At 72.2% G+C, this 16,033-nt stretch carries 12 protein-coding genes and 1 riboswitch; of the genes, 2 read left to right on the forward strand and 10 right to left on the reverse strand.

All coding sequences use genetic code 11. The features are described 5' to 3' along the window. Positions 1 to 210 precede the first annotated feature (210 nt). The 6 genes from ACWC9T_RS32645 to ACWC9T_RS32670 form a co-directional block, all read right to left on the reverse strand. Entirely contained in the window at positions 211 to 1,146 is a 936-nt protein-coding gene (locus tag ACWC9T_RS32645) for a Ppx/GppA phosphatase family protein (protein WP_449824684.1), read from the reverse strand. A 2-nt stretch (positions 1,147 to 1,148) separates the two neighbouring features. Beyond that, on the reverse strand, positions 1,149 to 1,817 hold the full coding sequence (locus tag ACWC9T_RS32650) for a DUF501 domain-containing protein (RefSeq protein WP_449824662.1): 669 nt from the start codon (positions 1,815 to 1,817) through the stop codon (positions 1,149 to 1,151). Then, positions 1,789 to 2,280, reverse strand: a complete 492-nt coding sequence (locus ACWC9T_RS32655; RefSeq protein ID WP_449824663.1) for an FtsB family cell division protein — start codon at positions 2,278 to 2,280, stop codon at positions 1,789 to 1,791. Before ACWC9T_RS32655 ends, ACWC9T_RS32650 begins: the two co-directional genes overlap by 29 nt. A gap of 200 nt (positions 2,281 to 2,480) precedes the next feature. After that, positions 2,481 to 3,767 (reverse strand): phosphopyruvate hydratase, encoded by a 1,287-nt coding sequence (eno, locus tag ACWC9T_RS32660; protein WP_355670007.1) that lies wholly within the window; start codon positions 3,765 to 3,767, stop codon positions 2,481 to 2,483. A 287-nt stretch (positions 3,768 to 4,054) separates the two neighbouring features. Beyond that, entirely contained in the window at positions 4,055 to 4,849 is a 795-nt protein-coding gene (locus tag ACWC9T_RS32665) for a transglycosylase family protein (RefSeq protein WP_449824664.1), read from the reverse strand. 5 nt (positions 4,850 to 4,854) lie between these two features. Continuing rightward, a riboswitch (cyclic di-AMP (ydaO/yuaA leader) is annotated at positions 4,855 to 5,022 on the reverse strand. 210 nt (positions 5,023 to 5,232) lie between these two features. Next, positions 5,233 to 6,522 (reverse strand): cytochrome P450 family protein, encoded by a 1,290-nt coding sequence (locus ACWC9T_RS32670; RefSeq protein WP_449824665.1) that lies wholly within the window; start codon positions 6,520 to 6,522, stop codon positions 5,233 to 5,235. Between the two features lie 268 nt (positions 6,523 to 6,790). Between ACWC9T_RS32670 and ACWC9T_RS32675 the strand changes: the two genes are divergently transcribed. Next, positions 6,791 to 7,216 (forward strand): SDR family NAD(P)-dependent oxidoreductase, encoded by a 426-nt coding sequence (locus ACWC9T_RS32675; protein WP_449824666.1) that lies wholly within the window; start codon positions 6,791 to 6,793, stop codon positions 7,214 to 7,216. A 5-nt stretch (positions 7,217 to 7,221) separates the two neighbouring features. On the opposite strand, the gene ACWC9T_RS32680 is transcribed toward ACWC9T_RS32675, so the two are convergent. The 3 genes from ACWC9T_RS32680 to ACWC9T_RS32690 all read right to left on the reverse strand — a co-directional run bounded on the left by ACWC9T_RS32680 (position 7,222) and on the right by ACWC9T_RS32690 (position 13,272). Next, complete coding sequence (locus ACWC9T_RS32680; RefSeq protein ID WP_449824667.1) at positions 7,222 to 8,244, reverse strand: MazG family protein; 1,023 nt, start codon at positions 8,242 to 8,244, stop codon at positions 7,222 to 7,224. Positions 8,245 to 8,667: 423 nt separating this feature from the next. Then, positions 8,668 to 12,297 (reverse strand): transcription-repair coupling factor, encoded by a 3,630-nt coding sequence (gene mfd, locus ACWC9T_RS32685; RefSeq protein ID WP_449824668.1) that lies wholly within the window; start codon positions 12,295 to 12,297, stop codon positions 8,668 to 8,670. A gap of 642 nt (positions 12,298 to 12,939) precedes the next feature. After that, positions 12,940 to 13,272 (reverse strand): beta/gamma crystallin domain-containing protein, encoded by a 333-nt coding sequence (locus ACWC9T_RS32690; protein WP_449824669.1) that lies wholly within the window; start codon positions 13,270 to 13,272, stop codon positions 12,940 to 12,942. Between the two features lie 471 nt (positions 13,273 to 13,743). Here ACWC9T_RS32690 and ACWC9T_RS32695 point away from each other — a divergent pair, with 471 nt between their 5' ends. Next, entirely contained in the window at positions 13,744 to 14,391 is a 648-nt protein-coding gene (locus ACWC9T_RS32695; RefSeq protein WP_449824670.1) for a hypothetical protein, read from the forward strand. Here the strand turns inward: ACWC9T_RS32695 and ACWC9T_RS32700 are convergent. Continuing rightward, positions 14,388 to 15,773 (reverse strand): hypothetical protein, encoded by a 1,386-nt coding sequence (locus ACWC9T_RS32700; protein ID WP_449824671.1) that lies wholly within the window; start codon positions 15,771 to 15,773, stop codon positions 14,388 to 14,390. The genes ACWC9T_RS32695 and ACWC9T_RS32700 overlap by 4 nt on opposite strands. Between the last annotated feature and the right edge of the window lie 260 nt (positions 15,774 to 16,033).

Raw genomic sequence — 16,033 nt, forward strand, 5'->3', positions numbered from 1 at the left:
GGAGGCGGCGGAGGACTGCAGGGCGTCCAGGGCGCGGTGCAGGGCGGCGGTCGGGGCCGCGCCGCCGGCGGGCCGGGGGGCCCCCCCCCCTGCCCCGCGCCGCTGTTTGGGCCCCCCCCCGGCCCCGGCGCCCCGGAGGGGCGCCGGAGCCGGGGCGGACACCTCATCGCGCCGCGGATCAGGGCGGCAAGCGCCCGGCCGCGCGGACCGTCAGGAGGCCGTACTCCAGGCGACGCCGTCCAGGATGTCGTGCTCGCTCACGACCACCTCGGCGGCGCCGGTCCGCTCCATGATCTCCAGCAGCTCCAGCGCCCCGGCCGCGATCACGTCCACCCGCCCCGGGTGCAGCGACGGGATGGCCGCGCGCTCCGCGTGGGTGGCGGCCAGCAGCTCGCGCGCGACCTCGGCGACCCGCTCGCGGCTGATCCGGGAGTGGTGGATCCGCTCGGAGTCGTACTCGGGCAGGTCCTGGGCGATCGCGGACACCGTGGTGACCGTCCCCGCGAGGCCCACCAGGGTGGCCGCGCCGGTCAGCGGGACCACCTCCTCGGCCTTGTCCAACTCGGCCCGCACATGCGCCCGGGCCTGCGCGATCTGCTCCTCGGAGGGCAGCTCGGCGCCACCGAAGTGCCGCTCCGTGAGCCGCACGCAGCCGATGTCCACCGAGCGCGCCGCCTGCACGTCCGACCCGCCGAGCACGAACTCGGTCGAGCCGCCACCGAGGTCGAACACCAGGTAGGGGGAGGGGAACTGACCGCCGGTCAGCTCCTTGGTGGCGCCGACGAAGGACAGGTGCGCCTCCTCCTCGCCACTCACCACCTCGGGCTCGACGCCCAGGATGTCCCGCACGCCCTTGACGTACTCGTCGCTGTTCTCGGCGTCCCGGGAGGCGCTGGTGGCGACGAAGCGGGTGCGCTCGGGGCCGACGCCGAAGCCGGTGATGATCTCCTTGTACTCCCGGCAGGCCGCGAAGGTGCGGGCCAGCGCGTCCGGGTGCAGCCGGCCGGTCTGATCCACGCCCTGGCCCAGCCGGTTGATGATCATCCGGCGGTCGAGGTCGGTGATCTCGCCGGTCTCCGGGTCGAGGTCGGCGACCAGCAGGCGGATCGAGTTGGTGCCGCAGTCGATCGCGGCCACGCGGGTCATGCTCACTCGGACTCCTGCTCCGCGGCTTCCTCGGCGGCGCGCTTCTTGGCGGCGCGCTCGACGGTCTTCTGCTGCTTGGCCGCGATCACGGCCTCGTGGTCCTGCTCCTTGGCGCGGTTGCGGGCGACCCGCTCACCGGCCTCCTGGACCTCGGCCGGGGAGACGCAGGGGCCCTTGGCCCACCAGTCGTCCAGCATGCCGATCGCCTCGTCGCCGAGCGGGTTGACGCCCTCGCCGGCCGCCAGCGAGTGGCCGACCAGCACGTGCAGGCACTTCACCCGGTCCGGCATGCCGCCGGCGCTCGGGAAGCCCTCCAGCACCTCGATCGCGTCGCGGCGGGCGATGTAGTCCTCGTGCGCCTTCTGGTAGGCGGCGGCCAGCTCCGGGTCCTCGGCGAGCCGGGCACTCTGCTCCTTCATCACGCCGTCCGCCTCCAGGGTGCCGATCAGCGAGGCAGCCTTGGGGCAGGTCAGGTAGTACAGCGTCGGGAACGGCGTGCCGTCCGGCAGCCGGGGCGCCGTCTCCACGACGTCGGGGTTGCCGCAGGGGCAGCGGTGCGCGACACCGCGCAGGCCGCGCGGCACCCGGCCGAGCTGGGCGGCGATGGCCGCGACGTCGGCGTCGGAGACGGCGGGGTGGTTCTCAGTGGTCATGGGGGGTGGGGTCTCCAACGAGGGACGGTGGGAGCGGACGGGGAGTGGCGGGGGCCAGCGCGACGGTGTCGGCGGCGTCCACCGAGTCCCAGATGCTGGTGTACCAGGGCTTGGCGGCCCTGGCCGAACTACCGGAGGAGGCCGGTGCGGCGGGCGCGGAGGGCTGGGCGGCAGGGCCGGCCGGGTCCACCGCGATGTACGGGGTCTCCCCCGGCACCGCGTAGTGCAGCCGGGCGCGGGCCTGCGCCTTGACGTACTCCGGGTCCTGCCAGCGGGCCTTCTCCCGGCGCAGCTGCTCGACCTGCTGGCGCGAGTGGTCGGCCTTCGCCCGCTGGGCGGAGATCTCGGCGCGCTGGGAGACGAACTGCCGCGTCGGGTAGGCGAGGATCGCCACCAGCGAGCAGAGCACCAGGACGAGGACGGTCGCCCGGCTCGTGAATCGAGGCCGGGCCGCCAAGCCCGGGATCCTCCAGCCAGCCATCTCCGTATCCCCTCCTGGTCGCGACGGTGCCCCGCCGTCCACCCTACGGGGTGTGCGGCGGGGCACCGGTCAGGCTTGCGCTACCGGGGACTTTCGGCCCTCCGGTCTTCGGCCTCGGTACGGGAGCGGTCGGCCCTCGTACCGGAGGGGTCAGCCCTCGTACTCACTGTGCTTACTGGTCCGCAGAGCGACTGTGCTCATCACTCCGCGGAGCGGAAGCGCGGGAAGGCGCCGCGGCCGGCGTACTCGGCGGCGTCGTCGAGGATCTCCTCGATGCGCAGCAGCTGGTTGTACTTGGCGACGCGCTCGGAGCGGGCCGGGGCGCCGGTCTTGATCTGGCCGCAGTTGGTGGCGACGGCCAGGTCGGCGATGGTGACGTCCTCGGTCTCGCCGGAGCGGTGCGACATCATGCAGCGGTAGCCGTTGCGCTGGGCCAGCTCGACGGCGTCCAGGGTCTCGGTCAGCGAGCCGATCTGGTTCACCTTCACCAGCAGCGCGTTGGCGGTGCCGGTCTCGATGCCCTTGGCCAGGCGGGCCGGGTTGGTGACGAACAGGTCGTCGCCGACCAGCTGGACCTTGTCGCCCAGCTTGACGGTCATGGCCTTCCAGCCGTCCCAGTCCGACTCGTCCAGCGGGTCCTCGATGGAGACCAGCGGGTAGGCGGCGACCAGCTCGGCGTAGTACTCGATGAGCTCGGCGGCCGAGAGGGCCTTGCCCTCGAACTGGTAGGCGCCGTCCTTGAAGAACTCGGAGGAGGCGACGTCCAGGGCCAGGGCGATGTCACGGCCGGGGACGTAACCGGCCTTCTGGATCGCCTCCATGATGAGGTCGAGGGCCTCGCGGTTGCTGTCCAGGTTCGGGGCGAAGCCGCCCTCGTCGCCGAGGCCGGTGGACAGGCCGCGCTCCTTCAGCACGCCCTTGAGGGTGTGGTAGACCTCGACGCCCCAGCGGACGGCCTCGGAGAAGGACTCCGCGCCGATCGGGGCGATCATGAACTCCTGGATGTCGACGTTGGAGTCCGCGTGCGAGCCGCCGTTGAGGATGTTCATCATCGGGACCGGCAGGACGTGCGCGTTCGGGCCGCCCAGGTAGCGGAACAGCGGCAGGTCGCTGGCCTCGGAGGCGGCGTGCGCGACGGCCAGCGAGACGCCCAGGATGGCGTTGGCGCCGAGCGAGGACTTGTCCGGGGTGGCGTCCAGGTCGAGCATGGCCTGGTCGATCAGGCGCTGCTCGGTGGCGTCGTAGCCGACCAGCTCCGGGCCGATCTGCTCGATGACGGCCAGGACGGCCTTCTCGACGCCCTTGCCGAAGTAGCGGTTCTTGTCACCGTCGCGCAGCTCCAGCGCCTCGAAGGCGCCGGTCGAGGCACCCGACGGGACAGCGGCACGACCGGTGCTGCCGTCGTCGAGGCCGACCTCGACCTCGACCGTGGGGTTGCCGCGCGAGTCGAGGATCTCACGGGCTACGACGACATCGATGGACGGCACGAGGCATCTCCTTGCGGAAGCAGGGTCCGGCCGACGGTGGTGGCTGCCGGCGGGATGATTGCGGAGTCGTTACGACCAGAGCCTAACCGCCCGGGCTCCCGGGGCCACGTCGACCTCGGCTCCGTCTCAGCGTGTGGCCCACTACCCGCCGGTAGTTCACCTGCTTGTCCCAGCTTGTCCCTTTGCCGCGGACGAATGCGGACGAAGGGGGCCGGGCGTGGCCCCCTTCGCTCCCGGGGTGTTGTCCGAGTCCTTCGGAGCGTCACCCGAGGCCCTGTGGACCCGGCTCAGCCGAGGTGCAGGACCTGGCCGGGCACGATCAGGTTCGGGTCGCCGCCGACCGTGCCGCGGTTGCCGTCGTACAGCGCCTGCCAGCCGCCGGACACGCCCTGGGCCGCGGCGATGCCCGACAGGGTGTCACCGGAGTGGACGGTGTAGTCGTGGCCGGCCGGGCCGGCCTGGACCGGCTGGGCGGCGCGCGGGGCAGCGTGCTTCGGAGCGTACTGCTGGACCGACTGCTCGACAGGCTCCTCGGCCTGCTTGGGAGCGGCGTGCTTCGGAGCGTACTGCTGGACCGGCTGCTGGGCTGGCTTCGCGGCCGGCTTGGGGGCCTGCTGCTTCGGGGCCTGCCGCTTGGGCGTCTGCTGCTGCGGGGCGGACTGCGGCTTGGCGTCCGAGGAGGTGTCGACCACGGCCGGGGCACCACCCTTGCTCAGGCCCGCCTTCTGGGAGCAGACCGGCCAGGCGCCCGGGCCCTGGGAGGCCAGCACCTTCTCGGCGACCGAGATCTGCTGGGCCTTGCTGGCCTGGTTGGCCTGCGAGGCGTACGCGGTGCCGCCGAACGCCTTCCAGGTGCTGGAGGTGAACTGCAGGCCGCCGTAGAAGCCGTTGCCGGTGTTGATGCTCCAGTCGCCGCCGCTCTCGCACTGGGCGACGGAGTCCCAGGCGGAGGCCGGGGCGGCGGAGGCGCCGGTGGCGGCGAGGAGCGGCATCGCGAGTCCGACGCCGGCCACACCGGCGACGGCGATGGCCTTCTCGGTCTGGGTGCGACGACGGTGACGGCCAGTTCCAACGAACAGCATGAAGACGTCCCTCTCCGCACGCCTGCGAGGTGAGCTGTCGGGTTCGGACCGGGAGGTGGCCCGGCCGCCGCATGCGGAAACGGTTCCGCTCGGGCGGCTTCACCCCAAGCCGTGGAGGACGGCAACAAACCTGGTTCCCCCGCCCCTGCCCAGGGTTCTGGTCGGTTTCCCGTGACGCGGCGGGCAGGATTCGGCGTTCCGCGCACGAGGTCCGCAGCTGCGAACTCCAGGGAGACTAGACAGATCTTCAGACCAATCACAAGCTCATATCACCGACATCACACAGAAATTACGGCATGTGATCAATCGCCTACCAGTGGCGCCTGTTTGTCCCTATTGATGGGCTTTCATACCGGCATCAAAGGCACATCAGCGACTTCACGTCAGTGTGCCGGAGCCTCGGGAACGGCGTGCGGAGACCGGATCTCGGGACTGAATTCGACCGGAAGTTCGCGCAATCCACGCATGATCAGACCGCCGCGCCAGCGCAGATTCTCCGGGGTTTCAGCCAGCCGGAGATCGGGCAGTCGGGAAAGCAGCGTGGCGAGCGCGGCGCGCCCTTCCAGCCGGGCCAGCGGGGCACCGATGCAGTAGTGGATGCCGTGCCCGAACCCCAGGTGGGGGTTGTCGGTCCGGGCCAGGTCGAGGGTGTTCTCGTCCGCGAACCGGGCCGGGTCGCGGTCCGCCGCCGCCAGCACCACCAGCACCGGATCACCGACCGGGATGTCCACCCCGCCGATGGTCAGCGGCCGGGTCGCGAACCGCCAGGTCGCCAGCTCCACCGGCCCGTCGTAGCGCAGGAGTTCCTCGATACCGGTCTCCAGCAGCGCGGTCTCCCCGCGCACCACCGACTCCTGCAGCAGCGCCCGCTGCCCCGGATCGCGCAGCAGCGCGTACGTCCCGTTGCCGATCAGGTTGATGGTGGTTTCGAACCCCGCGAAGATCAACACGAAGCACATGGCGGCGGCCTCGTTCTCCGTCAGGTGCTCGCCGTGGTCGCTGGCCCGGATCAGGCCGGAGATCAGGTCGTCACCGGGGTCGGCCCGCTTGCGGTGGATGAGGTCCACCAGGTAGGCGCGGATGCGCTTGACCGCCCGGCCCACGCCGCCGCGCTGCCCACCGTGGTGGCGGATCATCATGCCCGCCCAGTCACGCAGATCGTCCTGGTCCTCGGCCGGCACGCCCAGCATGTCGCAGATCGCGTAGATGGGGAGCGGGAAGGCGAACTCGTGGATCAGGTCCGCCGAACCGCGCTGCGCGAAGCCGTCGATCAGCCGGTCGGTGAGCTGCTGCACCCGCGGCTCGAACTCGGCCACCCGGCGCGGGGTGAACGCCTTCGACACCAGACGGCGCAGCCGGGTGTGGTCCGGCGGGTCGATGTTCAGCAGGTGGGTCATCAGATCCGCCTGCCGCTCCCCCGGGATGCCCACCCGGCCGGTGCGGTGCGCCTGCTCGCTGTGGTGCGCCGGGTTCTTCGACAGCCGGCTGTCCGCGAGCGCCTGCCGGGCGTCCGCGTAGCGCGTCACCAGCCACGCCTCCACCCCGCTCGGCAGCTTGGTGCGGTGCACCGGGGCGTGCTCGCGCAGCCACGCGTAGGCGGGGTACGGATCGGCGGCGAACTCCCAGGTGAAGAGCTGCGGGGCGGGCTGGGCGGCGTCGGGCTGAGCAGGCATGGGTCGACCGTAACCGCTGGGCCCGGCGCGCCCTGACCGTCAACCGTCCGCGAACGGCGCACGAGTGGTCCGCCGGCGGCGGGCGGGCACGCCGCCAACGCTCCGGGGACGGCCCGTGGGCGGCTCTTGGACAGCTCTTGGTCGGGCGGCAGGCGTGAGTCTGGTCACCTGCGGGGTAATCCCTGTTGCGGAGGGTCAGGACGTGCCTACGATCCTCCGCAGTACGCGTGGGCGCCGGTGCGGTGTCGCCCACAGGGAGGAGCAGACCATGCGGGTCAGCGGGGCAGTCGTCGTCATCGCGGTCCTCGACGGCGGTTCGGGAGCCGGCCTCGCGCGCCGGTTCACCGCGGCCGGCGCCGCCGGGATGCTGATCGCCGACACCCACGTCGGCATCGCCGAGGACCTCGCCGCCGAACTCGACCGGCCTGGCTGCCCCGTCGTCGGCGTCTGCGGAGACATCCGCCGCCCCAGCGACGTCGCCGCCCTGGTCGACACCGCCGAGAAGCACCTCGGGCCGATCGACCTCTTCTGCGTCGCCGGCCCGAACGGCGAGCGGATCGTCTCCCTCGCCGACCTGCCCGACCACCTCGACCTGGAGCGCCTCGCCGAACTCGTCGCCCTCATCGGCGAGGCCATCGGCGAACTCGTCCCGCCGCAGCGGCGCCCGGCCGAGCACACCGCCACGGCGGCCTGAGCCGACTACTCCGGCTTGAGCCCCTCGGCCGCGCGCACTGCGTCCCGGTAACCGCGCGCGGCCGAGCGCAACGCCGCGTCCACATCCACCCCGGCGTCGTGCGCCCGCTGCACCACCGCGAGCAGCAGCCGGCCCGCCGACTCCGCGGTCAGCTCCGCCGGCAGCTCGTACGGCGCGTCCGGCACACCCTCGAACCCCGCCCGGCGCACCCGGGACACCAGCTTCGCCGCGTACGCCAGTGCCGGCAACCCGGCCGGCACGCCGTCCAGCACCGACTCCCGGTCCGCCTTCTCGGCCGCCTTCAGCTGCTCCCAGTTCGCCTCCACCTCGGCGGCGCCCGCGGCCTCGACGTCCCCGAACACGTGCGGGTGCCGGTACACCAGCTTCTCCACGATGTCCCCGGCCACGTCGTCGATCGTGAACGGCCCGGTCGGGTGCTCCTCGGCGATCCGGGAGTGGAAGAACACCTGGAGCAGCACGTCGCCCAGCTCCTCGCGCAGCGTGTCCCGGTCCCCCTCCTCGATCGCCTCGACCAGCTCGTACGCCTCCTCGACCAGGTACTTCACCAGGCTCTCGTGCGTCTGCTCGGCGTCCCACGGGCACCCGCCGGGCGAACGCAGCCGGTCCATCACCGACACCAGGTCCAGCAGCCGCGACCCCGGCAGGTCGTACGAGCCCGGCAGCACCTCGATCTCCGGCACCTCCCCGACGTGCTCCACCGCCAGCCGCGCCAGCGCGTTCGTCAGCCCCGGATCCCCGTCCGGACTCCCCAGCCACACCGTCGGCCCCGCTTCCGCCGGCTGCTCGGTCAACAGCCGCGCCAACGCCGGCGCCGACTCCGCCCCCACCACCTCGACCGCCACCCCGGCCTGCCGCACCGCGGCCACCTGCGGATGCCCCTCCTCCCCCACCAACACCCGCCCCGCCGACCGCAACGCCTCCCACGCCGGCCACGCCAGCAGCCCGGGAGCCACCCGGTGGGTGGTGGTCAGCAGGATCAACTTCGAGCCCGGAACATTCGTCGTCACACCTCGAACCTACCCGCCCCGGCGAGCAGCCCGCCGGGCCGGACGCACTCCCACTCACACCGGAAGTCGGCCCCGCCGACTTCCCACGCCCGAACGGCACCCGCAGAGCCCCGCCCACCGACGGCGTACGACACCCGTTCCCGAACCTCGAGGAGACCAAGGCCGGCCCGGCCTTCCAGACCCCCACCGACATCGCCCCCGGCGAGACCGGCAAGGGCTTCGTCACCTTCGAGGTCCCGGACGGCACCAAGCTCGACAAGGTCCAGTTCGCCTCGACAACGGCTTCGCCAACCAGGTCGGCCAGTGGAAGATCGGCTGACGCCTCCGTTCACCACCGCGGCCCGCGCACAGCCCCCGTACCCAGCAGAACGGCGGCCCCGGGCCGAAGCCCGAGGCCGCCGTGGACCGTCGACCGGCCAGGTGCTACTTCTTCGCCCCCGCCAGGTCGTCGAACATGGCCGACAGGAACTCCGAGCACCAGCCCAGCAGGTCCCGCCCGACCAACGGCTTGCCGCCGATCCGGCCGGTGCTCGGCCGGGGTACCAGCAACTGCTGGGCCGTTCCCTTGACCTGGCTGCGCGGGTAGAGCCGGTTCAGCCGCAGTTGCTGGGACTCTCGTAGCTCCACCGGCCCGAAGCGGATGTTCGAGCCCTGCAGGGTGATGTCCGAGATCCCGCACCGCCGGGCGTACAGCCGAAGCGCCGCGACCAGCAGCAGGTTCTCCACCGGCTCGGGCAACTTGCCGTAGCGGTCGACGAGTTCGTCCCGGACCTGCTGGATGTCCGCCTCCGAGTTGACCGCCGCGATCGAGCGGTAGGCCTGCAGCCGCAGCCGCTCGCCGGGCGCGTAGTCGTGCGGCACGTGGGCGTCCACCGGCAGCTCGATCTTCACCTCCAGCGGCTCCTCCTCCGGTTCGCCGCCGTTCGCCAGCGACTCGCGGAACTCGGCCACCGCCTCGCCCACCATCCGCATGTAGAGGTCGAAGCCGACCCCCGCGATGTGCCCGGACTGCTCGCCGCCGAGCAGGTTGCCCGCGCCGCGGATCTCCAGGTCCTTCATCGCGACGTACATGCCGGCGCCCATCTCGGTGTGCTGGGCGATGGTGGCCAGCCGCTCGTGCGCGGTCTCGGTGAGCGGCTTCTCCGGCGGGTACAGCATGTACGCGTAGCCGCGCTCGCGGCCACGGCCGACCCGGCCGCGCAGCTGGTGCAGCTGGGAGAGGCCGAAGGTGTCGCCGCGCTCGACGATCAGGGTGTTGGCGTTGGAGATGTCGATGCCGGACTCCACGATCGTGGTCGACACCAGGACGTCGAACTCCTTCTCCCAGAAGTCGACGACGACCTTCTCCAGCTGGGTCTCCCCCATCTGCCCGTGCGCGGTGGCGATCCGCGCCTCGGGCACCAGGTCCTTCAGCCGGGCGGCGGCCTTGTCGATCGACTCCACCCGGTTGTGGATGTAGAACACCTGGCCCTCGCGCAGGAGTTCACGCCGGATCGCGGCCGAGATCTGCTTCTCGTCGTACGGTCCGACGAAGGTCAGCACCGGGTGCCGCTCCTCCGGCGGGGTGGTGATGGTGGACATCTCGCGGATGCCGGTGACCGCCATCTCCAGGGTGCGCGGGATCGGGGTCGCGGACATGGTGAGCACGTCCACGTTGGCCCGCAGCTTCTTCAGCTGCTCCTTGTGCTCGACGCCGAAGCGCTGCTCCTCGTCGACGATGACCAGGCCGAGGTCCTTGAACCTGGTCTCGGAGGAGAACAGCCGGTGGGTGCCGATGACCACGTCGACCGAGCCCTCAAACAGCCCTTCCAGCACGGCCTTGGCCTCGCTGTCGGTCTGGAAGCGGGAGAGCGCCTTCACCGTGACCGGGAAGTTGGCGTACCGCTCGGCGAAGGTGGAGAAGTGCTGCTGCACCAGCAGCGTGGTCGGCACCAGCACCGCCACCTGCTTGCCGTCCTGCACCGCCTTGAACGCCGCTCTCACAGCAATTTCAGTCTTACCGTATCCAACGTCGCCGCAGATCAGCCGGTCCATCGGGACGGACTTCTCCATGTCGGACTTGACCTCGGCGATGGTGGTCAGCTGGTCCGGCGTCTCCGCGTACGGGAAGGCGTCCTCCAGCTCCCGCTGCCACGGGGTGTCCGGGCCGAAGGTGTGGCCGGGCGCGGCCATCCGCGCCGAGTACAGCTTGATCAGGTCGGCGGCGATCTCCTTGACCGCCTTCTTGGCCCGCTGCTTGGTCTTCGCCCAGTCCGCGCCGCCGAGCCGGTGCAGCGTCGGGGCCTCGCCGCCGACGTACTTGGTGACCTGGTCCAGCTGGTCGGTCGGCACGAACAGCCGGTCGCCGGGGTGGCCGCGCTTGGCGGGGGCGTACTCCAGCACCAGGTACTCGCGGGTGGCGCCCTGGACGGTGCGCTGCACCATCTCGACGTACCGGCCGACGCCGTGCGCCTCGTGGACGACGTAGTCGCCGGCCGCCAGGGCCAGCGGGTCGATCGCGTTGCGGCGCCGGGACGGCATCCGGCGCATGTCCTTGGTGGAGGACTTCTGGCCGGACAGGTCGGTCTCGGTGACGACGGTGAGCTTGAGGTTCTCGTCCACGAAGCCGTGCTCGATCGAGCCGCAGGAGACGTAGACGACGTCCCGGGTGGGCGCCTCGGCGAGGTCGGCGACCAGCCGGGCCGGGATGCCCTCGTTGCCCAGCACCTCGGCCAGCCGCGAGGCCGGGCCGTGGCCCTCGGTCACCATGACGACCCGCCAGTCGGCGGCCAGCCGCTCCTTGGCGTCGGCGATCGCCCGGGCGGTGTCGCCCCGGTACGCCTCGACGGCGTGCATGCCGAGGGTCAGCGTGTTGGCGTCGAACTCGAGAACGCCGTCCACCATCGACTCGCTCGTCGCGAACGGGCTGACCGACCACCAGGGCAGCCCGATCTCGGCCGCGTGCTCGCGCACCTCGGCGAGCGAGCGCAGCGAGGCGGCGGAGACGTCGATGGCCTCCAGGTCGATCGGCCGGTCCCCGCCGGCTGCGGCGGCGACCCAGGAGGCGTGCAGGAACTCCTGACTGGTCGCCACCAGGTCGGCGGCCCGGGTGCGGACCCGCTCGGGGTCGCAGACCACCGCGACCGAGCCGAGCGGCAGCACGTCGAGCAGCAGCTCCATGTCGTCCACCAGCACCGGCGCCAGCGACTCCATGCCCTCGACCGCGATGCCCTCGGCGATCCTGTCCAGGATCTCGGCCAACCCGGGGTGCCCGGCGGACAGTTCGGCGGCCCGCGCCCGCACCTCGTCGGTCAGCAGCAGTTCACGGCAGGGCGGCGCCCACAGCCCGTGCTCGGCGATCTCCAGCGAGCGCTGGTCGGCGACCTTGAAGTAACGGATCTCCTCGACCTCGTCGCCCCAGAACTCCACCCGCAGCGGGTGCTCCTCGGTCGGCGGGAAGACGTCCAGGATGCCGCCGCGGACAGCGAACTCGCCGCGCTTCTCGACCAGTTCGACCCGCGCGTAGGCGGCCGCGGCGAGCCTGCGGGCCACCTCCTCCAGGTCGTGCGACTCACCGCGCTGGACGGCCACCGGCTCCAGCTCGGCCAGGCCCTTGACCTGGGGCTGCAGCACCGAGCGGACCGGGGCGACGATCACCTGCACCGGCCCGGCCGCCGGGTCGTCCGCCCGCGGGTGCACGATCCGGCGCAGCACGGCCAGCCGGCGGCCGACGGTGTCCGAACGGGGCGACAGCCGCTCGTGCGGCAGGGTCTCCCAGGCCGGGTACTCGGCGACGGCGTCGGGCGGCAGCAGCGAGCGCAGCGAGGCGGCGAGGTCCTCGGCCTCCCGGCCGGTCGCGGTGACGGCGAGCACCGGACGGCCGCGGTCACCGGCGGCCCGTCCGGCCAGCGCGCGGGCCAGCGCGGCGATGGCGAACGGCCGCGCGGCGGGCGGTCCGACCAGGTCCAGGTGGCGGCGGCCGCCGGCCTCGGCTCCGGCGGCGGTGGCCGCCTCGATAGCCTCGGCGAGCGCCGCGTCCCGCGCGACGACATCGAGCAGTCCGGTCAGGCTCATCTGGGGTCTCTTCTTCGTCCCGTGGCTGGTGCTGCCTCCGGGCGGCGAAGGCCCGCCGGGGCAACGCGAACGGCCCGGCACGCCGAGCGGCCGGGGGTCTCCAGCCTACGCCGCGGCAGTGACGGGCACGCGGTGTACGGCCCCGGCGGCGCCGGGCGGGGACGAACCGGCGGTCGCCACCCCGAAGCTTTCAGGGACACAACCGCGGACGAACCACTGGACGGAACACCGGGCAGCCGGTGGACGAACCAGCCGGACACCGGTCGACGTCCGGCTCCGCCATCCGCCACGAACTGGACACACCCCGGTCACTGGCCGTCCATGGAGATCGCGCACCATGGTGAACGTGCCCGCCGCACCCAACCGTGGGGGATGGCTGTGGCGGCACTGTCGCACCCCCGATGGGGGTCGGAGGTGCGAGGCCGGGCGACCCTGGGTGGGGGCGCCCGCCCAAGCGCCGGGAACCGTGGCGCCCTTTCCTGGAGGGCGCCACGGGTCTCGGCCTCGCCCTTCCGCCGCCCCGTTCACCGCCCGGCCCGCGCACCGGCCGCACCGGACGCCCCCACCCGTCCGATCGGCGAAGGCCGTCACGGGGAAGACCGCCACAGCGAAAGCCGTCAGGGCGAGCGCGCGCAACGGGCACTACCAACGGGACAGGTTGATGTCGTACATCATCACCTGGTGCCCCTGGTTGGCGTTGAAGTCGTAGCGCTCCCAGCTGAAGACGGTCCACGAGCCGAGCCCGCCGCCGAGATAGGTGATGACCTTGTTGTTGCCCGCGTCGATCCGGTCGACGTTGTAGATCCGCACGGCCATCCAGCCGTCGTTCGCGAAGCAGAGCTGGCCGCTGTAGCCGTAGTTCCACACCTTCGCGAAATCGTCCCGGTTTCCGCAGTCGACCCGGTCCACGGCATGTGCGCCGGTGGTCGGCAGCAGCGTCGCGGCGGCGGTCGTGAGAACCACCAGGGCGCCCACTCGACGCGCCTTGCCATTTCTGTTCCGAACGCTGGTACGGGGATTAGCGCGGCGAATCATGTAACCCCTCCGTCGGTAGCGGTTGCGACTCCCGAGATTTGCACGGCGGGCCACCACCGCACAGCTGTTTTCCGGCCAAGCCGGTCCTCGGCGGCTACCCCCGGAACGTTCCGGGACGAAATGAGCTAGGGTCCCAACAAGCTTGCCGCGCTTGAGGATCGGAGCAGACGCTTGCCACGCCCCACCCATTTCGGACGAGTCACCGCCATATCCCTGACGGCCGTTCTGTCGGTTTTATCCGCAGGCTGCTCGGACGGTTCCGGCAAGGGTTCCTCCGAATCCTCTCCGACTCCGCCGGAGGTCAGTTCGACAACCGCTCCGGAATCCGGTCGCGGCGGACTGACCGGACTTCCCCTCTCCGCTTATCAGGCTGATGATCAAACCTCCGTCAAGGAGATTCAGGCACGAAATGTGCTGGTCGTCTCCTGCATGCACCGGGCCGGATTCGCCGCGTTCGACGGGGACGGCCTGCAGGCCGCGCAGCCGCCGGACAACGCGACCGCCCTGCCGGCCGGTCCCTGGGGCTACCTCGGGGCGCAGGCCGCGGCGACCCTGGGCTTCCACCCGCCGAAGCGGACCGCCCCGCGGCCGGACCCCGCCCCGGCCGGAGCCGGCGAGGCCTACGACAACGCCCGGGTGGACTGCGACCGGCAGACCGCCGAACGGCTCGGCTCACCGCCCGCGGCTGGCGGCGAGCTGGTCAGCCGGCTGTTCGACGAGTCGACCAAGGCCACCGCCAAGGACGCCCGGGTGGTGACGGCCACCAAGGAGTGGACCGCCTGCATGTCGGCCGCCGGCTTCGAGGCCACCACCCCGGAGGAGCTGTCCCGCAGGTACCAGGCCGCGCCGGAGCCCACCCCGGCCGAGCTGGCCGCCGCCCGCGCCGACGCCGACTGCACCGTCAAGTCCAACCTGGCCGGCCTCTGGTTCGCCGTGCTGGCCGGTTACCAGCGTCAGCTGATCGACCGCAACGCGGAGGCCCTGACCGCACAGAAGGAGGCGGTCAGGGCCCAGGACGCCAAGCTCACCCAGCTGATCGCGGGTGAGGGCAAGGGTTAGCGACGGCGGTAGGCGACCGTGTTGGGGGCGGCGTAGCCGCTGCCGTCGTCCACGATGATGATCTTCGGGATGATCCGGGTCTCGTCCCCGGACTCCTCGGCGTCCTCCGCGCCCTCCGAATCCTTCGCGCTGTCCCGGTCGGCGGTCGGCTCGGGCGGCGCGGCCGGCTTCGGCGGCACCGCGGCCGGGGCGACCGGGCCGGTCACCACCGGCTCGGCGGCAGCGCCCTTGGCACCGTCGGCCCTGGCACCCGCAGCGCCCCCGCCTACCACCGGCTGTCGCAGCACCGCCGTCGACTTCTCCGGAGTCGGAGCCTTGTCGGGGGCCGGAGCCGGATCCTCGGCCTTGTCGGGGGCCGGAGCCGCTGCCGGAGCCGGGACCGAGGCCTTCCGCAGGTTCCGCACCGGGATCTCCCCGGTGTCCGCCTCCGAGTCCACCGGCACCGCGTCGGCCACGGCGTCCGCCGGGTCGGCGTCCTCGACAGCCTCCTCCTCGGGCTCGATCTGCCCGACCGCCGCGCCCGTGAGCGAGGCCAGCGTCGCCTTGATGTGGTCCAGGTGCTTCTGGACGGTCTCCAGCCGGGTGTCGAACGCGCGCTGGTCGCGCTCGGTCGCCGCGTTGATCTTCTCGGCCTCCCGGCGGGCCTGCTCGACCAGCTGGTCGGCCTTGGCCTGGGCGTCGGTCTCCAGCTGCTTGATCTGGTTGAGCACGGTCTCCCGGTACTGCTCGGCCTCCCTGACCCGGCGCTCGGCCGTCGCGGAGACCTCGGCTTCCTCGGCGTCGGCCTTGGCCTGGGCCTCGGCGAAGGTCTCGTCGGCCTTGCGGCGCTTGGTGGCCAGCTCGGCCTCGGCGTGCTCGCTGGTCTCGGCGGCGGCCACCCGGACCTTGGCGGCGTAGGCGGTGGCGCCGTCCCGGGCTTCGCGGCTCTCCCGGTCGGCCTCGGCCCGGATGCCCTCGGCCTCGGCGCGGGTGCGCTCGTCGGTGCGGCGGGCGGCCGCGTCGGCCTCCGCGCGGATGGTGGCGCCGTACTCCTTGGCCGCCTTGGCGAGCGCCTGCCCGGCCTCGTACACCTCGTCCCGCAGGTCCTCGGCGGCGCGCTCGGCCTTCTCCTTCACCGTGCGGGCCTCGTTCTGCGCCATCTCGGCCAGTCCGGCGGCCTGCTCGCTGAGCACCTGATAGTCCGGCTCCGGGGCCTCGTCGGCGGCGCGGCGGACGTCGTCCAGCCGGGCCTCCATCTGCCGGATCCCGGCGCCCAGGACGCTCAAGCGCTCCCACGCCTCGTCGCGTTGTGCGGTCAGGGCGGCGAGCGCCCGGTCGACCTGCTCGGGCGCGTAGCCGCGCCGGGCCTGGGTGAAGCCGTACTGGGGGACGGCGTCGCTCATGGGCTCTTCCCCTCGTTTCGCGGGCTGCGGAGCCCATGATCGGACGGAACGGACGGATCCGGAACCGGTTCGCAGGCCGGGGCCGGATCCGGTCGTCGTGCGGACCGGAATATGTCGAGGGCCGGACGAATAGACCCACCCTCTCGACCTATTTTGCGCAGATCCGGACGAAACCCCAACGAGGCACAGCTACCGGGACATGCCGGAGGGGTCGTTCCGGACACCGGAACGACCCCTCCCCACCTGCGAGGATCCGCGAC

The sequence above is a fragment of the Kitasatospora sp. NPDC001159 genome (assembly GCF_053598235.1).